General features: G+C 53.5%; 18 protein-coding genes and 1 tRNA gene. 13 read left to right on the forward strand and 6 right to left on the reverse strand.

The window, feature by feature from the left end:
* Positions 1-245: 245 nt before the first annotated feature.
* The 4 genes from eda (at position 246) to LKD23_RS09635 (ending at position 4,140) form a co-directional block, all read left to right on the forward strand.
* On the forward strand, positions 246-1,208 hold the full coding sequence (gene eda / locus LKD23_RS09620) for a bifunctional 4-hydroxy-2-oxoglutarate aldolase/2-dehydro-3-deoxy-phosphogluconate aldolase (RefSeq protein WP_227621471.1): 963 nt from the start codon (positions 246-248) through the stop codon (positions 1,206-1,208).
* A 66-nt stretch (positions 1,209-1,274) separates the two neighbouring features.
* Positions 1,275-2,300 carry a sugar kinase gene (locus tag LKD23_RS09625; RefSeq protein WP_158399690.1) on the forward strand — a complete coding sequence of 342 codons (1,026 nt, stop codon included), beginning with the start codon at positions 1,275-1,277 and terminating at the stop codon, positions 2,298-2,300.
* Between the two features lie 19 nt (positions 2,301-2,319).
* Entirely contained in the window at positions 2,320-3,168 is an 849-nt protein-coding gene (gene kduI, locus LKD23_RS09630) for a 5-dehydro-4-deoxy-D-glucuronate isomerase (protein ID WP_227621472.1), read from the forward strand.
* Positions 3,169-3,339: 171 nt separating this feature from the next.
* On the forward strand, positions 3,340-4,140 hold the full coding sequence (locus LKD23_RS09635) for a gluconate 5-dehydrogenase (RefSeq protein WP_227621473.1): 801 nt from the start codon (positions 3,340-3,342) through the stop codon (positions 4,138-4,140).
* Between the two features lie 51 nt (positions 4,141-4,191).
* On the opposite strand, the gene LKD23_RS09640 is transcribed toward LKD23_RS09635, so the two are convergent.
* Positions 4,192-6,153, reverse strand: coding sequence for a peptide deformylase (locus LKD23_RS09640; protein ID WP_227621474.1), 1,962 nt, complete (start codon positions 6,151-6,153; stop codon positions 4,192-4,194).
* Between the two features lie 158 nt (positions 6,154-6,311).
* Positions 6,312-7,244 carry an AraC family transcriptional regulator gene (locus tag LKD23_RS09645; RefSeq protein WP_117536026.1) on the reverse strand — a complete coding sequence of 311 codons (933 nt, stop codon included), beginning with the start codon at positions 7,242-7,244 and terminating at the stop codon, positions 6,312-6,314.
* Between the two features lie 399 nt (positions 7,245-7,643).
* Here LKD23_RS09645 and LKD23_RS09650 point away from each other — a divergent pair, with 399 nt between their 5' ends.
* From LKD23_RS09650 to LKD23_RS09685, 8 genes are all read left to right on the forward strand, one after another.
* A complete protein-coding gene (locus tag LKD23_RS09650; RefSeq protein ID WP_227621475.1) occupies positions 7,644-8,939 on the forward strand; it encodes an SLC13 family permease in 1,296 nt (431 codons plus the stop codon).
* Between the two features lie 26 nt (positions 8,940-8,965).
* Positions 8,966-9,874 carry an alpha/beta hydrolase gene (locus LKD23_RS09655; RefSeq protein ID WP_207677550.1) on the forward strand — a complete coding sequence of 303 codons (909 nt, stop codon included), beginning with the start codon at positions 8,966-8,968 and terminating at the stop codon, positions 9,872-9,874.
* On the forward strand, positions 9,871-11,016 hold the full coding sequence (locus LKD23_RS09660; protein ID WP_156075121.1) for a mandelate racemase/muconate lactonizing enzyme family protein: 1,146 nt from the start codon (positions 9,871-9,873) through the stop codon (positions 11,014-11,016). The genes LKD23_RS09655 and LKD23_RS09660 overlap by 4 nt, the downstream gene beginning before the upstream one ends.
* 24 nt (positions 11,017-11,040) lie before the next feature.
* Complete coding sequence (locus LKD23_RS09665; RefSeq protein ID WP_156075122.1) at positions 11,041-11,736, forward strand: DUF554 domain-containing protein; 696 nt, start codon at positions 11,041-11,043, stop codon at positions 11,734-11,736.
* Between the two features lie 823 nt (positions 11,737-12,559).
* Positions 12,560-12,994, forward strand: a complete 435-nt coding sequence (locus LKD23_RS09670; RefSeq protein WP_117477403.1) for a plasmid mobilization protein — start codon at positions 12,560-12,562, stop codon at positions 12,992-12,994.
* Positions 12,966-14,501 (forward strand): relaxase/mobilization nuclease domain-containing protein, encoded by a 1,536-nt coding sequence (locus LKD23_RS09675; RefSeq protein ID WP_156075123.1) that lies wholly within the window; start codon positions 12,966-12,968, stop codon positions 14,499-14,501. Before LKD23_RS09670 ends, LKD23_RS09675 begins: the two co-directional genes overlap by 29 nt.
* A gap of 12 nt (positions 14,502-14,513) precedes the next feature.
* Complete coding sequence (locus LKD23_RS09680) at positions 14,514-15,389, forward strand: ParB N-terminal domain-containing protein (RefSeq protein ID WP_156075124.1); 876 nt, start codon at positions 14,514-14,516, stop codon at positions 15,387-15,389.
* 143 nt (positions 15,390-15,532) lie between these two features.
* Positions 15,533-15,811: a transposase gene (locus tag LKD23_RS09685; RefSeq protein WP_223453523.1), complete on the forward strand. Its 279-nt coding sequence runs from the start codon at positions 15,533-15,535 to the stop codon at positions 15,809-15,811.
* Here LKD23_RS09685 and LKD23_RS09690 read toward each other — a convergent pair.
* The 3 genes from LKD23_RS09690 to LKD23_RS09700 form a co-directional block, all read right to left on the reverse strand.
* Positions 15,793-16,044, reverse strand: coding sequence for a DUF6061 family protein (locus LKD23_RS09690; RefSeq protein ID WP_156075125.1), 252 nt, complete (start codon positions 16,042-16,044; stop codon positions 15,793-15,795). The two genes, LKD23_RS09685 and LKD23_RS09690, sit on opposite strands and share 19 nt — an antisense overlap.
* Positions 16,045-16,197: 153 nt before the next feature.
* Positions 16,198-16,273: transfer RNA gene (locus LKD23_RS09695), tRNA-Pro, on the reverse strand.
* 61 nt (positions 16,274-16,334) lie between these two features.
* Positions 16,335-16,784 carry an RrF2 family transcriptional regulator gene (locus tag LKD23_RS09700; RefSeq protein WP_227621476.1) on the reverse strand — a complete coding sequence of 150 codons (450 nt, stop codon included), beginning with the start codon at positions 16,782-16,784 and terminating at the stop codon, positions 16,335-16,337.
* 192 nt (positions 16,785-16,976) lie between these two features.
* On the opposite strand from LKD23_RS09700, the gene LKD23_RS09705 reads away from it, so the two are divergent.
* Positions 16,977-17,300 carry a rhodanese-like domain-containing protein gene (locus LKD23_RS09705; RefSeq protein WP_227621477.1) on the forward strand — a complete coding sequence of 108 codons (324 nt, stop codon included), beginning with the start codon at positions 16,977-16,979 and terminating at the stop codon, positions 17,298-17,300.
* A 250-nt stretch (positions 17,301-17,550) separates the two neighbouring features.
* Here LKD23_RS09705 and LKD23_RS09710 read toward each other — a convergent pair.
* A partial coding sequence (locus LKD23_RS09710; protein ID WP_227621478.1) for a hypothetical protein occupies positions 17,551-17,766 on the reverse strand: 216 nt, incomplete at its 5' end.

A 17,766-nucleotide genomic window follows, 5' to 3' on the forward strand; every position in this document is an offset into this window, starting at 1 on the left:
TCTGCGGAGCAAAAATTCTCGTCATGCGGCGCACCCTGCTTACGAAAACAGCTTCTGAAACCGGTAAAATCGGCGTTTTTGTGCAATGTATACAAGCTCTTATGCAAAACATTGTGCTTGTTGAGCATTACCAAACGGGCCGATGTCGTTTATACTAAAGATACGAATGCATGGTGGGGAAGGTATGCCCGCAAGGGACTCCGGCCATGTGAATTCATGCAAATGTTAAAAAGGAGAAATGCGTTATGAATCCCATCGTAGAAAAGGTCTATCAGATCGGCATTATCCCTGTTATTGCTTTTAACAGCGTAGACGAGGCCCTGCCCCTGTGCAAGGCTCTGGCTGAGGGCGGCCTGCCCGCAGCTGAGGTCACCTTCCGCACCGCATGTGCTGAGGATTGCATCCGCAAGATCCACGAGGAGATGCCCGAGATGCTGCTGGGCGCCGGCACTGTCCTGACCTGTGAGCAGGCTGACCGCGCTATGGCTGCAGGCGCTTCCTTCATCGTCGCTCCCGGCTTCGACCCCGAGGTCTGCAAGCACGTCATCGACAAGGGCGGCATCATGATGCCCGGCACCGCCTCTGCAGGCGAGATGCAGCAGGCCATGAACATGGGCTGCGAGGCTCTGAAGTTCTTCCCCGCCGAGGCAAACGGCGGCGTGGGTATGCTGAAGAACATCGGCGCTGCCCTGAAGGGTGCCCGCTGGATGTGCACCGGCGGCGTCAACGCCAAGAACGTCAACGACTATCTGGGCTATGATCAGATCTTCGCAGTCGGCGGCACCTGGATGTGCAAGAGCGACGTCATCAAGGCCGGCGATTGGGCCAAGATCACCGCACAGAGCAAGGAAGCTGTTGACACCATGCTGGGCCTGCACCTCATCCATGTCGGCATCAACACCGGCAACGAGGAAGAGGCTGCCAAGGTGGCCGGCCTGATCTCCACCATGCTGAACATGAAGGTCGCTCCGGGCAACTCCAGCATCTTTGTGGGCAACAAGGAGTTCGAGATCATGAAGAAGCCGGGCCGCGGCACCAACGGCCACATCGCCATCGGCTGCAACAACGTGGATCGTGCAATCTACCACCTGTCTCAGCGCGGCGTGAAGTTCGACCTCGACAGCAAGAACGTCAAGAACGGCAAGACCGTCGCCTGCTACATGGAGGGCGAGATCGCCGGCTTTGCATTCCATCTGGTTCAGGCATAATTGCCGCTCCATTCCGTCAATACCCGCTGCGGCGGGATGATATACGAACATAAAAGGAGAAACACTATGAAAGTCGTTACCTTTGGCGAGCTGATGGTTCGTCTGCAGCCCTTCAACTACGAGCGTTTCGTTCAGGCCAACAGCCTGGAGTTCACCTTCGGCGGCGGTGAGGCCAACGTCGCTGTCTCTCTGGCCAACTACGGTCTGGATGCAGCCTTCGTCACCAAGCTCCCCGCACACGCCATCGGTCAGGCCGCTGTCAACAGCCTGCGCCGCTACGGCGTCGATACCAGCATGATCACCCGCGGCGGTGACCGTGTCGGCATCTACTACAACGAGAAGGGCGCTTCTCAGCGCGGCTCTGTCTGCATCTACGACCGTGCCAACAGCGCTATCCAGCTGGCTCAGCCCTCCGATTTCGACTGGGATAAGATCTTCGAGGGCGTGGATTGGTTCCACTTCACCGGCATCACCCCGGCTCTGGGCGCAAATGTCGTCGAGATCTGCCTCGAGGCCTGCAAGGCTGCTAAGGCTCACGGCGTGAAGATCAGCTGCGACCTGAACTACCGCGGCAAGCTGTGGACCCGTGCCGAGGCTCGTGAGGCTATGACCAAGCTGTGCGAGTACGTCGATGTCTGCATCTCCAACGAGGAGGATGCAAAGGACGTGTTCGGCATCGAGGCCGAGGCTACCGACATCTACGGCGGCAAGCTGAACGCTGAGGGCTACAAGAGCGTCGCAAAGCAGCTGGCTGACAAGTTCCACTTCGAGAAGGTCGCTATCACCCTGCGTGAGAGCCACAACGCCTCCGAGAACGGCTGGAGCGCTATGCTGTACGATGTCGCTTCCAACGAGTACTGCTTCTCCAAGAAGTACGAGCTGAAGATCATCGACCGCGTCGGCGGCGGTGACTCCTTCGGCGGCGGCCTGATCTACGCTCTGCTGAACGGCAAGAGCACTCAGGATGCTGTTGAGTTCGCTGTTGCTGCTTCTGCTCTGAAGCACACCATCGAGGGCGACTACAACATGATGACTGTCTCCGAGGTCGAGAAGCTGGCTGGCGGCGACGGTTCCGGCCGTATCCAGCGCTAAACAGGAAAGGAGATCCGCAATGGAGATCCGCTATTCCTGCAATCAGAAAGACTTCAAGCGCTACACCACCGAGGAGATGCGCGACGAGATGCTCATCACCGGCCTGTACAAGGCCGACGAGGTCGTGGCCGTCTACAGCCATGTTGACCGTATGGTCACGCTGGGCTGTATGCCGGTCCACGAGACGGTCTCCATCGACAAGGGCATCGACGTCTGGGCCAACTTTGGCACCCACTATTTCCTCGAGCGCCGCGAGATCGGTATCTTCAACATCGGCAAGGACTCCACGGGCATCGTGGTGGCCGACGGCGTGAAGTACGAGCTGGGCTATAAGGACTGCCTGTATATCACGCAGGGCACCAAGGAAGTGACTTTCGCTTCCGCAGACCCTGAGCATCCGGCAAAGTTCTATATGGTCTCCGCTCCGGCACATTGCTCTTACGAGACCCGCCTCATCAAGATGGCTGATGCAAATCACCGTCCTCTGGGCAGCGTCGAGACCTGCAATAAGCGCACCATCAATCAGTTCATCCACCCCGATGTGCTCAAGACCTGCCAGCTGAGCATGGGCATGACCGAGCTGGAGTCTGGCTCCAACTGGAATACCATGCCCAGCCACACGCACGAACGTCGGATGGAGATCTACACCTATTTTGAACTGCCCGAGGGGCAGGTGGTGTTCCATATGTGCGGCGAGCCGACTCAGACCCGCCACATCGTGATGCACAACGAGGATGCTGTCATCAGCCCCTCTTGGAGCATCCACAGCGGCGTAGGCACTTCCAACTACACCTTTATCTGGGCAATGGGCGGCGAGAACATGGAGTTTGACGACATGGACAACATCGCTACCACCGACCTGCGCTAAACAGTACACCATACAACGCCCCGCACCGGGAGACCGGCGCGGGGCGTTTTGCTAAATATTTAACTTGGCTCTCTCAGCCCCGCCACACCTGCCAGCGTGGAGCGGGCAGAGAAAAGCACGCTATCACGTCAGGGCGATGGCCCTGACGTCACGATCAACAGGAGGAATACAATGGATCTGTCAGCTTTTGACCTGAAGGGCAAGATCGCCCTCATCACCGGCGGTGCCCACGGCATCGGCTTTTCCATCGCAGAGGGGATGGCCAAGTGCGGCGCGGCCATCTGCTTCAACTGCTCTTCCGAAGCCAGCCTCGAAAAAGGCATGGCGGCTTACAAGGCAGCAGGCATCGAGGCCCACGGCTATGTCGCTGATGTGTCCGACGAGGACGCCGTCAACGCGATGGTGGCAAAGATCAAGGCCGAGGTCGGCCCGGTGGACATTCTGGTCAACAACGCCGGTCTGATGAAACGGGTGCCGATGGTCGAGATGAGCCACGCCGATTTCATGCGGGTCATCGACGTCCATGTGGGCGGCGCATTCAACTGCTCCAAGGCTGTCCTGCCCGACATGATGGAAAAGCATGAGGGCAAGATCATCAACATCTGCTCCATGATGAGCGAGCTGGGCCGCGAGACCGTCTCCGCCTACGCCGCTGCCAAGGGCGCGCTGAAGATGCTGACCAAGAACATCGCCTCCGAGTACGGCGAGTACAACATCCAGTGCAATGGCATGGGCCCCGGCTACATCGCCACCGCCCAGACCGCCCCGCTGCGGGAGATCCAGCCCGACGGCAGCCGCCACCCCTTCGACCAGTTCATCACTGCCAAGACCCCCGCAGGCCGCTGGGGTGAGGCGGAGGACATGGTAGGCCCCTGCGTCTTCCTCGCCTCCCATGCTTCGGACTTCGTGAACGGCCAGATCCTCTACGCCGACGGCGGCATCCTCGCCTATATCGGCCGTCAGCCCAAGTAATCTCAGGCAGCAAAAAAGCCCTGTGGCACCCGCCGCAGGGCTTTTGTCGTCTCAGATGAGGATGCCGTCGCAGTGGTCGATCTCGTGCTGGAGGATCTCAGCGGTCCAGCCGGTAAAGGTCTTGATGCGGGTCTGGAATTTTTCGTTCTGCCACTGGACCTTGATGGTCTGGAAGCGCTTGGTCTTTCGGGTGCCGGTGAGGGAGAGACAGCCCTCCTCGGTCTCATACGGCCCGGACTTTTTGAGGATGACCGGGTTGAACATGACGAGATAGCCGTCCTCGCCCTCGACGGCGATGATGCGCTTTGCAGCGCCGATCATGTTCGCCGCCATGCCGACACAGCCGTCTTTGTGGGCGATGAGCGTTTCCAGCAGATCCTGCGCGATGGACAGGTCTTCCGGGGAGGCCGGTGCGGCTTTCCGGGCGAGAAAAAGCTCGTCTTTGCAGATGTCACGGATCATAGAAAACCTCCTGTGCAGATGAAGAAAGCCACGATGTGCGTCATTCTCCGACGCTTCATCGTGGCTTTTTTGTGGTCGAGCAGAGCCGGACAAATCCGAACTATTTCCCACTGTTTCTGTGGTAGTCAAGGCATCCTCAAAGCGGATGGTTTGAGAGCCATCCTTGTAGTTGAACGTGATCAGCATCCGGTCATCATACAGGAAAATGGCGTTCACAAAAATCTCAATCAGTGCTTTGCGCTGTTTTTGCTGCGATATATCGAACTTTCTGAATTTCATCAGCCAGAACCGGATGAAATCGGCATTGAAGGATGGCTTTCGCAGTTTTTCATCAGCGATTTTTGCAGTCAGCTCATCCTTCTGAGCTTCCAAGGCATCCAGACGTTCCTTGGTCGTTCGGGTGAATAAGCCTTCCTCGATTGCTTTCATCAGGTTGTCCAGTTTCCTGTCCACCTCTCGGAGCTGCTTTTCCAAGAGCGGAATCGTAGTGTTCTCCTGATTCTGAAAATCCATGACCAGCTGAACGATTCTTTCGATAACTGCATCATCATGAATCAGCTTCATCGTCTCTTGGACGACCAGATTCTCCAGCCACTCCTTTTGTACGGTTTTCTTATTGCAGCCTTTGCGCCGCTTGGCAGTAGCACATTTATAGTAATAGTAGGTTCGTCCAGTGGCGCTTGTTCCGCTTTCGCCAAACATCAATGCTCCGCACTTGCCACAGAACAGCTTGGTAGTCAGCAAGTATTCCTCATCTGCCTTTCCGTGAGCCGGTGCGCGCTTGTTTTTCTCCAAACGCTTTTGAACACGGTCAAACAGGTCTTTCGGGACGATAGCAGGAATCGCATCTGGCACAACGGTATCCCGGAAAGAAAGCTCTCCAATGTAACGGCGGTTCTTCAACATGGTGTTCATGCTGCTGCACGTCAGCTTTCCACCCAGCATATTACGAACGCCTTTTGCGTTGAGATAGTTCAGAATCTCAACGATTTTCTCACCATTATCGTAGCGCTGAAAAGCCTCTAATACAAGTGGAGCGACCAGTGGGTCGATACGATAGAACTTATCTGCGTCGATTTTATAGCCAATCGTTCCGGTGCCGCCTGTGCATTTGCCTTTCAGGGCATTTTCCGTCTGACCACGGATGACCTTTTCAGATAGCTCAGCAGAGTAGTATTCTGCCATGCCTTCCAGCAGTGTTTCCACAAGAATACCTTGCGAGCCTTCAGCAATCGGCTCCATGACCGATATCAGGTGTACATTGTTCTTTTTCAGAATCATCTTGTAGTTCGCACTGTCAAAACGATTCCGGGCAAAGCGGTCAAACTTCCAGACCAGAACGATTTCAAACAATTTTTTGTTGCTGTCCCGAATCATTTGCTGAAAATCCGGGCGATGATCTGTTTTAGCGGAGAATGCACGGTCAATGTAGTGCCTGACCACCGTGATACCGTTTCTTTCTGCGTAGGCTGTGCATTCCCGAATCTGACCTTCGATGGATTCTTCGCGCTGGTTGTCACTGGAATAGCGGGCATAAATCACAGCATTCATAGCAAGCACCTTTCTTTTATATATCATCGAACGGTAGGTCGTTCATTCAGGATGTTGTTTCGTATAATGTATATACCACACTTCATAGGGGTTTGCAAGGACAATTTTGAAAGATATCCCAATGTGAAATAGCAGCCACTCCGGTGATTTCAGCCATCTTAGCACCCTACCTTTAGATATGCTCGCAATTTGGCCTGCAAAATCGGGTCTTCGGACGGAAGAAATTTACGACTGTCGACTCGCATCACCCGATCGGGGGACAGCTGCGCACGATACTCGGTGGGTGTGCGGTGCAGTGTGGAGCGAAAACGTGCATTAAAGGTTTTCAAATCGGCAAAACCATTGCGCAAAGCAATATCTGTCAGGCCATCATTGGTCAATGCCAAGTCACTCAAAGCGTGCTGGAAGCGCACACGGCTCAGATATTCATGAAAATTAACACCAACCACCTGTTTGAACAGGGTTGAAACATAGGTTCGGTTGTACTGGGCAAAATCTGCAAGATTTTCAAGAGTGAGCTTTTCTGCGTAATGTTCTTCAATATATGCTAAAAGGCGGCGAATTGCAGAACGTCTTTGCTCATCTTCCGGCATTTCGTTCAATCGCTGTGGCTCAAACTCTGTGCATAGTATAACGAGCAGCAAGTCGAGGCTTGCCTTGACAGCCAGCTGTGCATATGGACTGTTCTGCTGCATCAGCATGAAAATCTGGCTGGCATAAAATCGAATATGACGGTAGCGTTCTTCTGTGTGTGTTCCAGCGTTTGAAAGACAGGAAGGAAAGTGGTAGACGCCACCCTTTTTAAGCAATGGACGAATCGCTGTAGCTGAAAAATGCAGGACGATGGCAGTAGTATTTGCCTGTTGACCAAAGGAGGCGTGTCCTACTCCCGGCGGAGTGAGCAGAACGTCATCCTCCTCCAGTACAACATTCTGCGTTCCACGGCAGTACTCTTGACTGCCATGCAGCAAAATGTTAAGCTCATATTCGTCTGGATGCCAGTGGTAACGATAATTCATGATATCGTGTGCAAAGCATCGCACAGTAAGCCTCTCACGCGGCCATTCCATTTTGTAATTGGCTAAATCCATCTCTTTCTCTCCCAAAATCCAAATATTTTCCCTATGTCAAATCTTTGGAGTGTGCTCCATTGGTGAATCGTCTTTTTCAGAATAAACGATAAAATATCTCCTGTCAACTGATTTTTTGAGGCCTATCAATAAATTTTTTACTTAGAATTTGACATTTTGACTAAGGGAGAGTCTCTCGATTTGGCAAAGCGCACAGGGGAAATATTTGGATTTTATTCTGATATTTCAGGATGTCATAGCTTTCCTGACAAGATTTGATTTCTGTACGGGTGCCAAAAGATACAAATTTTTGCATCGACAGAGTAAATTTGCTTTGTTAAAATGTCCACAATGAGCCTGCCCGGGCAGCAAGCGAATTGAAATCGAACCGTTTTCATATCAGGAAAGGAAAACAAATCTATGAATACTCAAATGATCATCTGTATGGTGATCTTTGCGGCAACGCTGGTCAGCTATATGCTGAACAAGATCCCCATGTGGCTTACTGCATTGATCTCAATGGCCGCCCTGTACATCACCGGCTGTATTGATGATGCCGGTGCATTGTCCGGCTTTTCTAATGTGAACACCCTGCTGATGGCATGTATGTTTATTGTAGCAGCGGGTTTCCGCCGTACCTCTCTGGTGGACGGTATGTGTAACAGCATCATGAAGCTGACGCATGGCAGCTTCAAAATGGCTTACTTTGGTTACATCCTTCTGGCAGTTCTGCTCACCAACTTCATTTCCAGCCCCATGGTCGTTTATGCGATCATCAGCCCTCTGCTGGCAGCACTGTGCGACAAGACCGGAAACAGCCGTACGCAGTATATGTTCCCCATTATGGTCGTCTGTGTGGCTTGCTGCGGTATCCTTCCACTGGCAACCTCTATCCAGATGGCTGGTCAGTTCACTGGTTTCATGGAAACCTATGGCTTTACTGGAATGAGTGTCCGTCCCATTGATTTTACGATCGCCGCATGGCCTGTCCTTATCGTTGTTCCTCTCTGGGCAATTTTCCTTGGCCCGAAGTTTACTCCGAAGCAGCCGGTCGTTCCCATTGAGGCACTGGAGAAAAAGGATTCTGGCAAAGCTCAGCAGAAGCTCAGCCCTGTTGTGGATAAGATTGGTATCTTCCTGTTCTTTGCAACGATTATTTGCCTGATCTTTGCACCTCAGCTGCATCTGACCACTTGGTTCGTTGCGCTGGTCGGCAGTCTGCTGATGGTTCTGTTCGGCGTAGTCGATCAGAAGTCCGCTCTCCGCGATATTCCTTGGGATATGCTGATGCTCTTTGTCGGCGCACTGGCTCTGGGTACTGCACTGACCAATACCGGTGCAGGTGACATGATCGGTCAGACGTTGGCAACAGTCGTTGGTGGTACTCACAACAACTATGTCCTCGGTGCCCTGTTCTTTATCATCCCCTTCTTGCTCACTCAGTTCATGCTGAACCGTTCTGTCTCCGCAGTCTTCGTTCCTATCTGCCTGCTGACCTGCTCCGCTCTGGGCGCAAATCCCACCGGCCTTGTGATTCTTGTCAATGCCGGTTCTCTGACTGCCTTCCTGACCCCGATGGCTACCCCCGCAGTGCCCATGTGCATGGCAGACGGCGGTTACGACCTGAAAGCCATCGTCAAGAGCGGTGCACTCATCACGCTGATCCTACCCTTCGTCTATATTTTCTACACCATGACGGTGCTTCCTGCATTCTGATCCTGTGAAAAGGAGCGCAAAATCCTATGACGTTAGAAGAAAAAGTCGCTATGGCCAATACCGTGCGCAGCCGCGACCGATTTGGTCCGGTCAGCCCGGAAGAGCTGGCCGCTCTGCCCGGCACCGAAAAAGAAATGTGGGTCGAAGTGGCCGATGGCCGCAAAGTCCATGTGTTCGAGGAACGTCCGGAACATCTGCCTGCCAAAGTAACCCTGCTGTTGAACTTCCACGGCGGCGGCTTTATCAAGGGCCGCACTGACCGTGACCGCCGCTATTGCTGCACCCTGATGGAGCAGCTGAACTGCCTTGTCTGGGATGTGGACTACTGCCTTGCACCGGAACAGGCGTTTCCGGCAGCAGTCGAGGAGACGTACGGTATCATCGCTTACGCCTTTGATCATGCGGAAGAACTTGGAATCGACCCTCAAAAAATCGTGCTGGCTGGTCACAGCGCAGGCGGAAATCTTGTCGCTGCCGCACTTATCAAAGATGCGGAAGCGCATCACCTGAAGCCCTGCTGCGCATTGCTTGAATATTTTCCTGTGGACAACACGGTCGATCCTGTAAATCGGCTCTCACCGGAGTTGCAGACTAACGAATTCTGGGTCAAACGCGCCCAGACGGAGAAACTGTATACCGATTTTTATGTTGGCGATGCCGATCCTGCCGATCCGCTGTGTTCGCCGCTCAAGGCAGATGAGACTGCACTTGCTGCATTTCCTGAGTGTCTTATCCTTTCCGCAGGCGAGGATAGTCTGCGAGACGATACAGAAGCTTTTGCATTGCGTCTGGTCAAGGCAGGTGTCTGCGTAACAGCACAGCGGATCCCGGAAGCCATGCACGGGTTCACGACAAACCGCACTCCCGGTTGGGAGCGCGCACTCAAAAAACATATCCAGTTCTTCCGGGAACATTTGCAGGAGGATAATTCATGAAGATCACAGATGTAAAACTGCGCTTTGCCAAGCATTATCTGTTTGTTCAAGTCTATACCGATGCTGGTATCGTGGGCTTGGGCGAAGCGGGCAACTGGGGCTATCTGCAGGCGACCGCAGCAGCAATTGAAAAATTTGCCGACTATCTCATTGGAAAAGACCCCTTCCGAATTGAAGATTTCAATCAAAATTTTCTGAGGTCGGTCTATTTCCGTGGCTCGGTCATCATGAGCGCAATTTCTGCCATTGACATTGCGCTGTGGGATATCAAAGGCAAAGCACTGGGTGTTCCTGTCTATGAACTGCTGGGCGGTAAGACCCGTGATAAGGTGCGCGTCTATGCTTCGGTGATGCACATCACGGAAGATAAGAATGAGCTGGCTGCACAGTATCAGCAGTTGCAGCAGATGGGCTTTACTGCGGCTAAAATTTTCTGCAACGGCCCCACAAGTTCTCCGGACGGCAAGGGCGAGTTCTTTTCCAGCCGCATCGAGCGGGAAGTTGAAAAGGTGCGTGTCTGCCGGGAAGCGGTCGGCCCTGATTTCGATTTCATTCTGGAAGTTCATCGCGGCATGACACTGCCGGAGGCGGTCGCTTTTGGTCGTGCAGTTGAGCCTTACCGTCCGATGATTCTGGAAGACCCTGTTCCGCCGGACAATGTAGATACTATGGCCGAAGTTGCAAGCAAAATCGGTGTGCCGATTGCTACTGGCGAACGTGCCATTGACCTGCGTGAGTGCGAAGTGCTGATGGCTCGCCATGTCTGCCAGTATATCCGTCCCGATGTGTGCGCTGTGGGCGGCATCACTACCAGCAAGAAGATTGCTGCACTGGCAGAAGCACATGATGTTCTAGTGATTCCGCACAATCCGCTTGGCCCGGTCTCTACGGCGGCCTGTTTGCAGATTTGCGCTTCCATTCCGAATCTGGGCATTCAGGAACTTCCCGGTTTCTGTCTGAACGGTGCAGAGGATAAGATGGTCAAGGAGCCGCTGCGTTATGAGAACGGCTGTATGCTCATCCCCGATGCTCCCGGCATTGGCGTGGAGCTGGCAGATGATGCTGAGGAGCTTTATCCGGCGAGGGAACGTGGCAGCAACGCTGCCCGCCGTGCCTTTGACGGTGCGGTAAAAGATTGGTAACAAGAAAGAATGTGAGGTTGACATATGCCGATTGGGGTTTTGACAAACTGTGCCGCCGTGCTGCTTGGCGGTCTACTGGGAACATATCTTGGAAAGATTCTCCCGCGGGGACTAAAAGACAATCTGCCGACTCTTTTCGGTTTCTGTTCCATTGCAATCGGTGTCAATTCCATTATCAAAGCATCTGGAATGACTGCGGTCGTGTTAGCGATTCTGGTCGGCTTTACGATTGGCCATCTTCTGCATCTTGAACAGTGGACAAGTAAATTTTTTCATAACCTTGTTCGGGTACTCCATCTTGGTGGGGAGGACATTGATATGGAATTTTACATCACAGCGGTCGCGCTGTTCTGCTGTTCCGGCTTTGGATGGTACAGCACTCTGACAGAGGGCATCACAGGCGATCCAAGCCTATTGATGTCCAAGGCTGTTCTTGATGGATTCACGGCAATGATCTTTGCGGCTTCCTTGGGTAAATCCATATGCGCAATTCCTTTGCCGCAGTGTGCGATTCTTCTTGTCGTATACATGGTTGGTCGCACTTTATCCGCTTATTTGACCCCCACAATGTTTGCGGATTTGTCGGCTTGCGGCGGCATTTTAACAATGGCTGCGGGTTTCCGCGTCTCTAAAATCAAGTCAGTTCCCCTCGTTGACTTGATGCCTGCCTTGATCCTAGTGATGCCTTTCAGTATGGCGTGGAGCGCACTGATGGGCTGATAGGAGCGTTCTCCCTTTCAACCGGGCTGTTCTTTCATTTATGAATAGAGCAGCCCGGTTTTCTTTTTGGCTGACTTTGCACGAATGATGAGGAAAGAAACTATCGACAAAGAATAACTGTTTTAACAGAAGTCTTACTATTGTCGCTTTATCGTGATAAATTTTGCAAAACCATCTTGACGTACCCACGCTTCCATGATACCCTTTATTCCAAATCCTGCTGAAAAAGTGGTGGTTCTCACCGTGATAACCACCACTTTCAGCGGATAATCACCTCGGAAAGAACGTACCGTCCCGCAACACACCCGATTCATTTTGCCGCCGATTCACCCGACAAAATCCATCGCTGCGCTGCGTGGGCGGTATTTTTCTTTTCCGGGAAGCTGTACCTTGAATCCTTCATAAGCCGTCTGAACGTGATACCGTGCCATGACCTTACACTTTCTGTGGGCGAGCCGGACAACGCCGCTGCAAAACAGGGGCAGGAACTTCGTTCGGAGTAAACGGTGACCCCCTTACATGAGCAGCACCACCTCTACTTATTTTTGCGCCTTAACAATTCGGAAACATTTGTCGAAAGTTGATTTTGAGCGCAGCGGTAGAGGGCAAGAACCGTCCCGTGGCCACAAATTTTCAATTCTTGAAAATCTTGTGTTCCTCCGGGACTTCACTTCTTCAATGCGTCTGCATTTCCGAAGTGATCTTGTTGGGGCGTGCCTGCCCCAAACCCTGCTCATGGTTCGCACCTGACGGTGCGAACAGCAACGGCGTGTCGTGCTTTACATAACTTCACCGAGGAGTTATCGAACAGACAGGAGGTACAATGACCAAAACGAATGTCAAAGCAAATCCTAGCACGACCCACCGCCACGACACGCCGAACAACAAAACGCACATCATCAAGTTCCGTGTGACAGCGGAGGAAAAAACGTCACTGGAACTCACTTGCAAACTCCTGAATCTCTCCCTCTCCACTTTTATCCGCCGTGCCATCCACAACGTCAAGATCGAGAAAACGGTCATCGTTGCAGGCGGCGGAGAAGAAACCCTGACCGCTGTTTCCACCTTGCTTGCCCAGTGCAGCAAGGTGGGCGGCAACCTCAACCAGCTTGCAAGGCACTTCAATTCCGGCGGTGCAGACACCGAGCAGATCCGGGCGAAACTCCTTGACGAACTTGCAGACCTGACCGCATTTCGGCTGCACGCCGAGAAAGTTCTGGGTGAACTGTATGGCAACGCTCAAGCATATAAGCTCTAAAAACTCGGACTACACCGCCATCGAAACGTACCTCGTTTACCAGCATGATGCGTTCACCGGGAAGCCACTTTTGGATGAACAGGGAAAGCCGAAGCTGCGGGATTCGTACCTGCTCGACACCCTTGAGTGCGGCGATTTCTCGTTTGCAACTGCCTGTCTGCTGGCAAACCGAAAGTACAACAAGAACAACCACCCGGAAGATATCAAGAGCCACCAGTATATCATCAGCTTTGACCCACGGGATGCAGTTGAAAACGGCTTGACCATGGAGAAAGCGCAAGCCCTCGGTTTGCAGTTCTGCAAAGAAAACTTTCCCGGTCATCCCGCCATCGTCTGCACTCACCCGGATGGGCACAACCATTCGGGAAATATCCACGTCCACATCGTGATCGGCAGCATCCGAACACGAGAAGTGGAGCGCAAACCCTATATGCAGAAGCCCCGCGACTGGCGCGAGGGCATGAAGCATTCCAGCACCGCCCAGACCATGCGGCACTTGCGTGTTGAGGTCATGGAGCTGTGTGAGGGTGCCGGACTGTACCAGATTGACCTGCTCAACGGCTCGAAAGAGCGTGTCAGCGAAGCTGAGTATTGGGCGCGTAGGCGTGGCCAGTTGAAACTTGACCGTGAGAACGCAGCCCTCACCGCAGCTGGACAACCGCCCCGGCAGAAGAAGTTTGAAACCGTGAAAGACACTTTACGGAAACAGATTTCTTCGGTATTGTACCGTGCTGCCAGCTTTGAAGAATTTTCTGACAGGCTCATGCAGCAGTATGGCATTGCCGTCAAGGAAAGCCGTGGACAACTCAGCTATCTGCCCTCTGGCAGAACGAAGTTTATCCGAGCGAAACATCTCGGTGACAAGTTCGATAAGGCGGCAGTGCTTGCCACGTTGCAGGCAAACGCCGAACGCAAACCCAAGGGACAATCCAAGCAGGATGCCATCAGGAAACTGATCGACATCCAAGCGAAGCTGAAGCAGGGCAAGGGTATCGGCTACGAGCGTTGGGCGAAAAAACACAACCTCAAAGCCATGGCACAGACCTTGATTCTCCTAGAAGAAAAGGGCTTGACTGACGAGGACGCACTCGACCAGAGAATCGCAGAGCTTGACACCAAGTTCCACGATTCGCTGGCGGTGGTGAAAGACCTCGAAGGCCGCATGAAGGTCAACAAAGAGCTGCGCTATCAGGTCGCAGCCTACGCCAGCACCAAGAGCGTCGCACAGCAGTTAAAAGCTGCAAAACGACCCGCAGCCTTTGAAGAACAGCACCGTGCAGAGCTGACAGCGCACCGGGCGGCAGCAGCCTATTTCAAGGCAAATGATATCGCCAAGCTGCCCAGCCCGAAGAAACTGGAAGCCGAGTATGCGCAGCTGGCATCCGAAAAGGCAAAATTCTACGAGCAGTACAAGGAAGCCAAAGAGGAACTGCTCAAGCTGAAAACCGCAAAGCAGAATGTTGCGCTGTTTTTCCGGGAGGAAGAACCGGCGCAGCATGAGAGATAAAGGAGTGTGCGTATGATCAATCTGAAAATCGACCCGGAGTTCCAGAATCAGATTCCGCCGCTGACGGACGATGAATACAAGCAGCTGGAAGAAAACATCCTCAAGGAAGGCAAGCTGCTCTCTCCTTTGATCGTGTGGAACAACACACTTGTTGATGGTCATAATCGTTATGAAATCGTTCAGGAGCATCCTGAAATCTCTTTCTCCACCATGCCGCTCCCGTTTGAAAGCAGAGAAGAAGTCCTCGCATGGATCTGCAAGAATCAGCTGGGGCGGCGCAACCTCACGCCGGAGCAGAAGAAGTTTCTCATTGGAAAACAGTACAGTGTAGAGCATCGAAAGCCCGGTGGAAACGGCAACAATCAGTACACGACAGCCACGCAGGAATCTGTTCAAGAGGAATTGTGTCAAAATGACACAATTCCTCCCACTGCTACGGAAAACAGCGTCCGTAAGCAGATTGCGGAGCAACACAATGTCAGCGAATCCTATGTTGCCCGTTCTGAAAAGTTCATGCGAGGCGTTCAGATCATGGATCAGATGATACCCGGTATGCAGGAGAAAATCTTGTCCGGGCAGTTCAAAGTCCGTGATGCCGATATGCACCGTCTTGCCAGAGCAGATTTTCCGAACCGCAAACAGATCGTGCACGAGATTCTGCACCCGGAGGACCGCCCTGCTCCGCAGAAACGAATCTACGGAATCAACTATTCTGCACTGGAAGCTGCCGTCCGGCGAATCCAGCAGGATGTTGATTTTCTGATGAAGTATCTCCCCAAGGTGCCTGATGATGCCTATGTGAAAGTGGAGACCACGAAGATTCTCAAACAGCACAAGGCATATATGGCACAGTTTGAAGAACTGCTGAACGATGAAAAGGTCGCATAACGACAGGCACTTGTAAGCCATCAACGAGCCACCAGCCGCAAGTGCAGGGCGGAAGCCATCTGCGCCCTTGCGCCTGATGTGAAATGGAATCCTGATTTTCCCGCCCGCCTTCGCTGCAGTGGGACGATCAGAGGAGTGTGCGTTTGAACAAGAAGAAAAAATCCACAAATCTTTCCCCTTACCCCGATGAAGCCATCGAACGTCTGGCACGGGCATTCTACCCGGCGATTCTTGCCTGCTGGAACAGCGAGGAAGGTCAGCGGGAGTTTGCTGCGTGGCAGGCAGAACAGGCTCATCTCTCCGGCAAAGAAAAACAGGAAGTTCCCGATGGGGAACTCCCTGCCTTACTTATCGTGTGTGGATTTTCAGGGTGCGTCCGGCAGGGCGCACCCTGTTTTTGCGTTCAGTCCTCTAGTCCGTGACTCCCAGCCACGTTCTTCAAATATTCCTCCGGTTCGCCGTTCAGAATCAGTTCAGCATACGCCAGCGGGTCGTTGTAGATGAGGTAATCCAATTCTGCCCTCTGCGCCATAGTGACATCCAGCGCATTCTCGACCCCGGTGCAATCAATGGAAATTTTGCGCCCATCCCGGAGTAGCAACTCCACGCACCCGGTGTCCATGTTAAACTTGCAAGCTCTTGCATCGTACTTCATAATCCTGTCCTCCTGAAATCATTGTCTAGTTTGTATCGGTCAATCTATGATTTCGGATTTCATCTTCTGCCGGGAACCTCTATTGAGATTTCCGAAGAAAATAAATAATCCGAACCCATCTCCTATTGGAAATAAGTTCGGATTATTTTTGTCTGGTCGGAGTGGCGAGACTCGAACTCGCGGCCTCCTGCTCCCAAAGCAGGCGCGCTACCAACTGCGCAACACCCCGGCGGTGATACCTAAACAGTATACCTTTTTTTGGGCGCGGAGTCAATCCCGGGGCAGAAAAATCAGGACTTGGCGCCGCAGCAGCCGCAGCCCTCGTTGACGGACGGGAGGCTTTGGGCCAGCTGCTCGAGGGTCACGCTGTCGATGTACTGGTTGATGACCTCGTCGAGGCCCGCCCAGAAGGGCAGGGTGAAGCACTGGTCGGACATGGGGCACTCGTTGGTCACGCTGCCGAGGCAGGGGATGGGGGCGACGCTGCCCTCGATGGCCCGCAGGATCTCGCCGGCGGTGTAGTCGGCGGGGGCCTTGGTCAGGCGGTAGCCGCCCTGACTGCCCCGCTCGCTCTTGACGAGGCCCACGCGGGCCAGCGGGGTGACGATCTGTTCGAGATATTTCAAGCTCAGCTGCTGGCGCTCGCTGATCTCCTTCAGGGAGACGGTGGTGCCCGGCGCATAGCGGGCCAGCTCGGCCATCAGCCGCAGCGCATAGCGGCTCTTGGTGGAAAATTTCATAGCGGTCTCTCTCCTTATTCGTCTTTCAGTATACCACGGCGTCCCGCTTTTGGAAAGTGAAAAAACCTTCCTTTCGGCAGCATCCGAGGGGGACCGGGAAAAATACCGCGAGAGGGAAGCGGCATCTTGCGAGAGCAAAAAATATCTGTTATCATAAGATGATACAACAAGAGACGATAAGGAGAGACACCTATGATACAGAAGATCGACCCCGCAGCCGCCATCCGTCTGCTGGACGCGAAAAAGGCACAGGCAGTGGACGTGCGGGAGCCGGATGAATACGCAGTGGGACATATCCCGGGGGCAAAGCTGCTGCCGCTGGGCGAGGTGATGAGCCGTGCCGCTGAGGTGCTGCCCGATAAGGATGCGCCGTGGCTGGTCTACTGCCGCACCGGACGCCGCAGCGCGGATGCAGTCCAGAAGCTGGATGCGCTGGGGTATACCAATATCTATGACCTCGGGGGCATCCTCAGCTGGCCCTATGAGATCGAAGGGGACTTTGAGGGGCATTTCTGAGAGGGATCGATCACGCGCTTGTGGCGCGGGTTAAATCGTGGTTGCGGTGAGGCTAAGTTCTCTTTTGCGTGCCAAAAGAGAACCAGAAAAGCACCCGCTACTTTCGAGGCGCGGGAACCGACGGGTTGCGGCTCCCAGCGTCTGCTTCGCTACCGCTCGCATCCTGCTGGCCGCTGCCCCAACAGCTCCTCCCTGTATCCGCCGCAGGCGGCGGTCGTCGCTGTTGCAAGAAAGGGGCTGCTCGCCCCTTTCAGACCCCGAAGGAGAGGTCGAAACGGAAAAAAGCTGGCCGCTGCGCTAAAAGCTTTTTTCTCGTTTCTCCGACTTGCTGCTTCGCAGCGGGTGTTACGTTTTTGCAGGGCGTGAAGTTCAGCAGAAAGGTGAAATCATCGGCGGAGCCGTAAATGGGAGAAGCACAAAAAATGCGCAACAGCGACGACCGCCGCCTGCGGCGGATACAGGGAGG

This window comes from Faecalibacterium butyricigenerans, assembly GCF_020687345.1.
In the GTDB taxonomy this organism is placed as follows: Bacteria; Bacillota; Clostridia; order Oscillospirales; family Ruminococcaceae; genus Faecalibacterium; species Faecalibacterium butyricigenerans.

Bases quoted from the DNA above. Each gene is read 5' to 3' on its own strand.
- eda (WP_227621471.1), top strand. From the start codon at position 246: ATGAATCCCATCGTAGAAAAGGTCTATCAGATCGGCATTATCCCTGTT.
- LKD23_RS09625 (WP_158399690.1), top strand. From the start codon at position 1,275: ATGAAAGTCGTTACCTTTGGCGAGCTGATGGTTCGTCTGCAGCCCTTC.
- kduI (WP_227621472.1), top strand. From the start codon at position 2,320: ATGGAGATCCGCTATTCCTGCAATCAGAAAGACTTCAAGCGCTACACC.
- LKD23_RS09635 (WP_227621473.1), top strand. From the start codon at position 3,340: ATGGATCTGTCAGCTTTTGACCTGAAGGGCAAGATCGCCCTCATCACC.
- LKD23_RS09640 (WP_227621474.1), bottom strand. From the start codon at position 6,153: ATGAATGCTGTGATTTATGCCCGCTATTCCAGTGACAACCAGCGCGAA.
- LKD23_RS09645 (WP_117536026.1), bottom strand. From the start codon at position 7,244: ATGGATTTAGCCAATTACAAAATGGAATGGCCGCGTGAGAGGCTTACT.
- LKD23_RS09650 (WP_227621475.1), top strand. From the start codon at position 7,644: ATGAATACTCAAATGATCATCTGTATGGTGATCTTTGCGGCAACGCTG.
- LKD23_RS09655 (WP_207677550.1), top strand. From the start codon at position 8,966: ATGACGTTAGAAGAAAAAGTCGCTATGGCCAATACCGTGCGCAGCCGC.
- LKD23_RS09660 (WP_156075121.1), top strand. From the start codon at position 9,871: ATGAAGATCACAGATGTAAAACTGCGCTTTGCCAAGCATTATCTGTTT.
- LKD23_RS09665 (WP_156075122.1), top strand. From the start codon at position 11,041: ATGCCGATTGGGGTTTTGACAAACTGTGCCGCCGTGCTGCTTGGCGGT.
- LKD23_RS09670 (WP_117477403.1), top strand. From the start codon at position 12,560: ATGACCAAAACGAATGTCAAAGCAAATCCTAGCACGACCCACCGCCAC.
- LKD23_RS09675 (WP_156075123.1), top strand. From the start codon at position 12,966: ATGGCAACGCTCAAGCATATAAGCTCTAAAAACTCGGACTACACCGCC.
- LKD23_RS09680 (WP_156075124.1), top strand. From the start codon at position 14,514: ATGATCAATCTGAAAATCGACCCGGAGTTCCAGAATCAGATTCCGCCG.
- LKD23_RS09690 (WP_156075125.1), bottom strand. From the start codon at position 16,044: ATGAAGTACGATGCAAGAGCTTGCAAGTTTAACATGGACACCGGGTGC.
- LKD23_RS09700 (WP_227621476.1), bottom strand. From the start codon at position 16,784: ATGAAATTTTCCACCAAGAGCCGCTATGCGCTGCGGCTGATGGCCGAG.
- LKD23_RS09705 (WP_227621477.1), top strand. From the start codon at position 16,977: ATGATACAGAAGATCGACCCCGCAGCCGCCATCCGTCTGCTGGACGCG.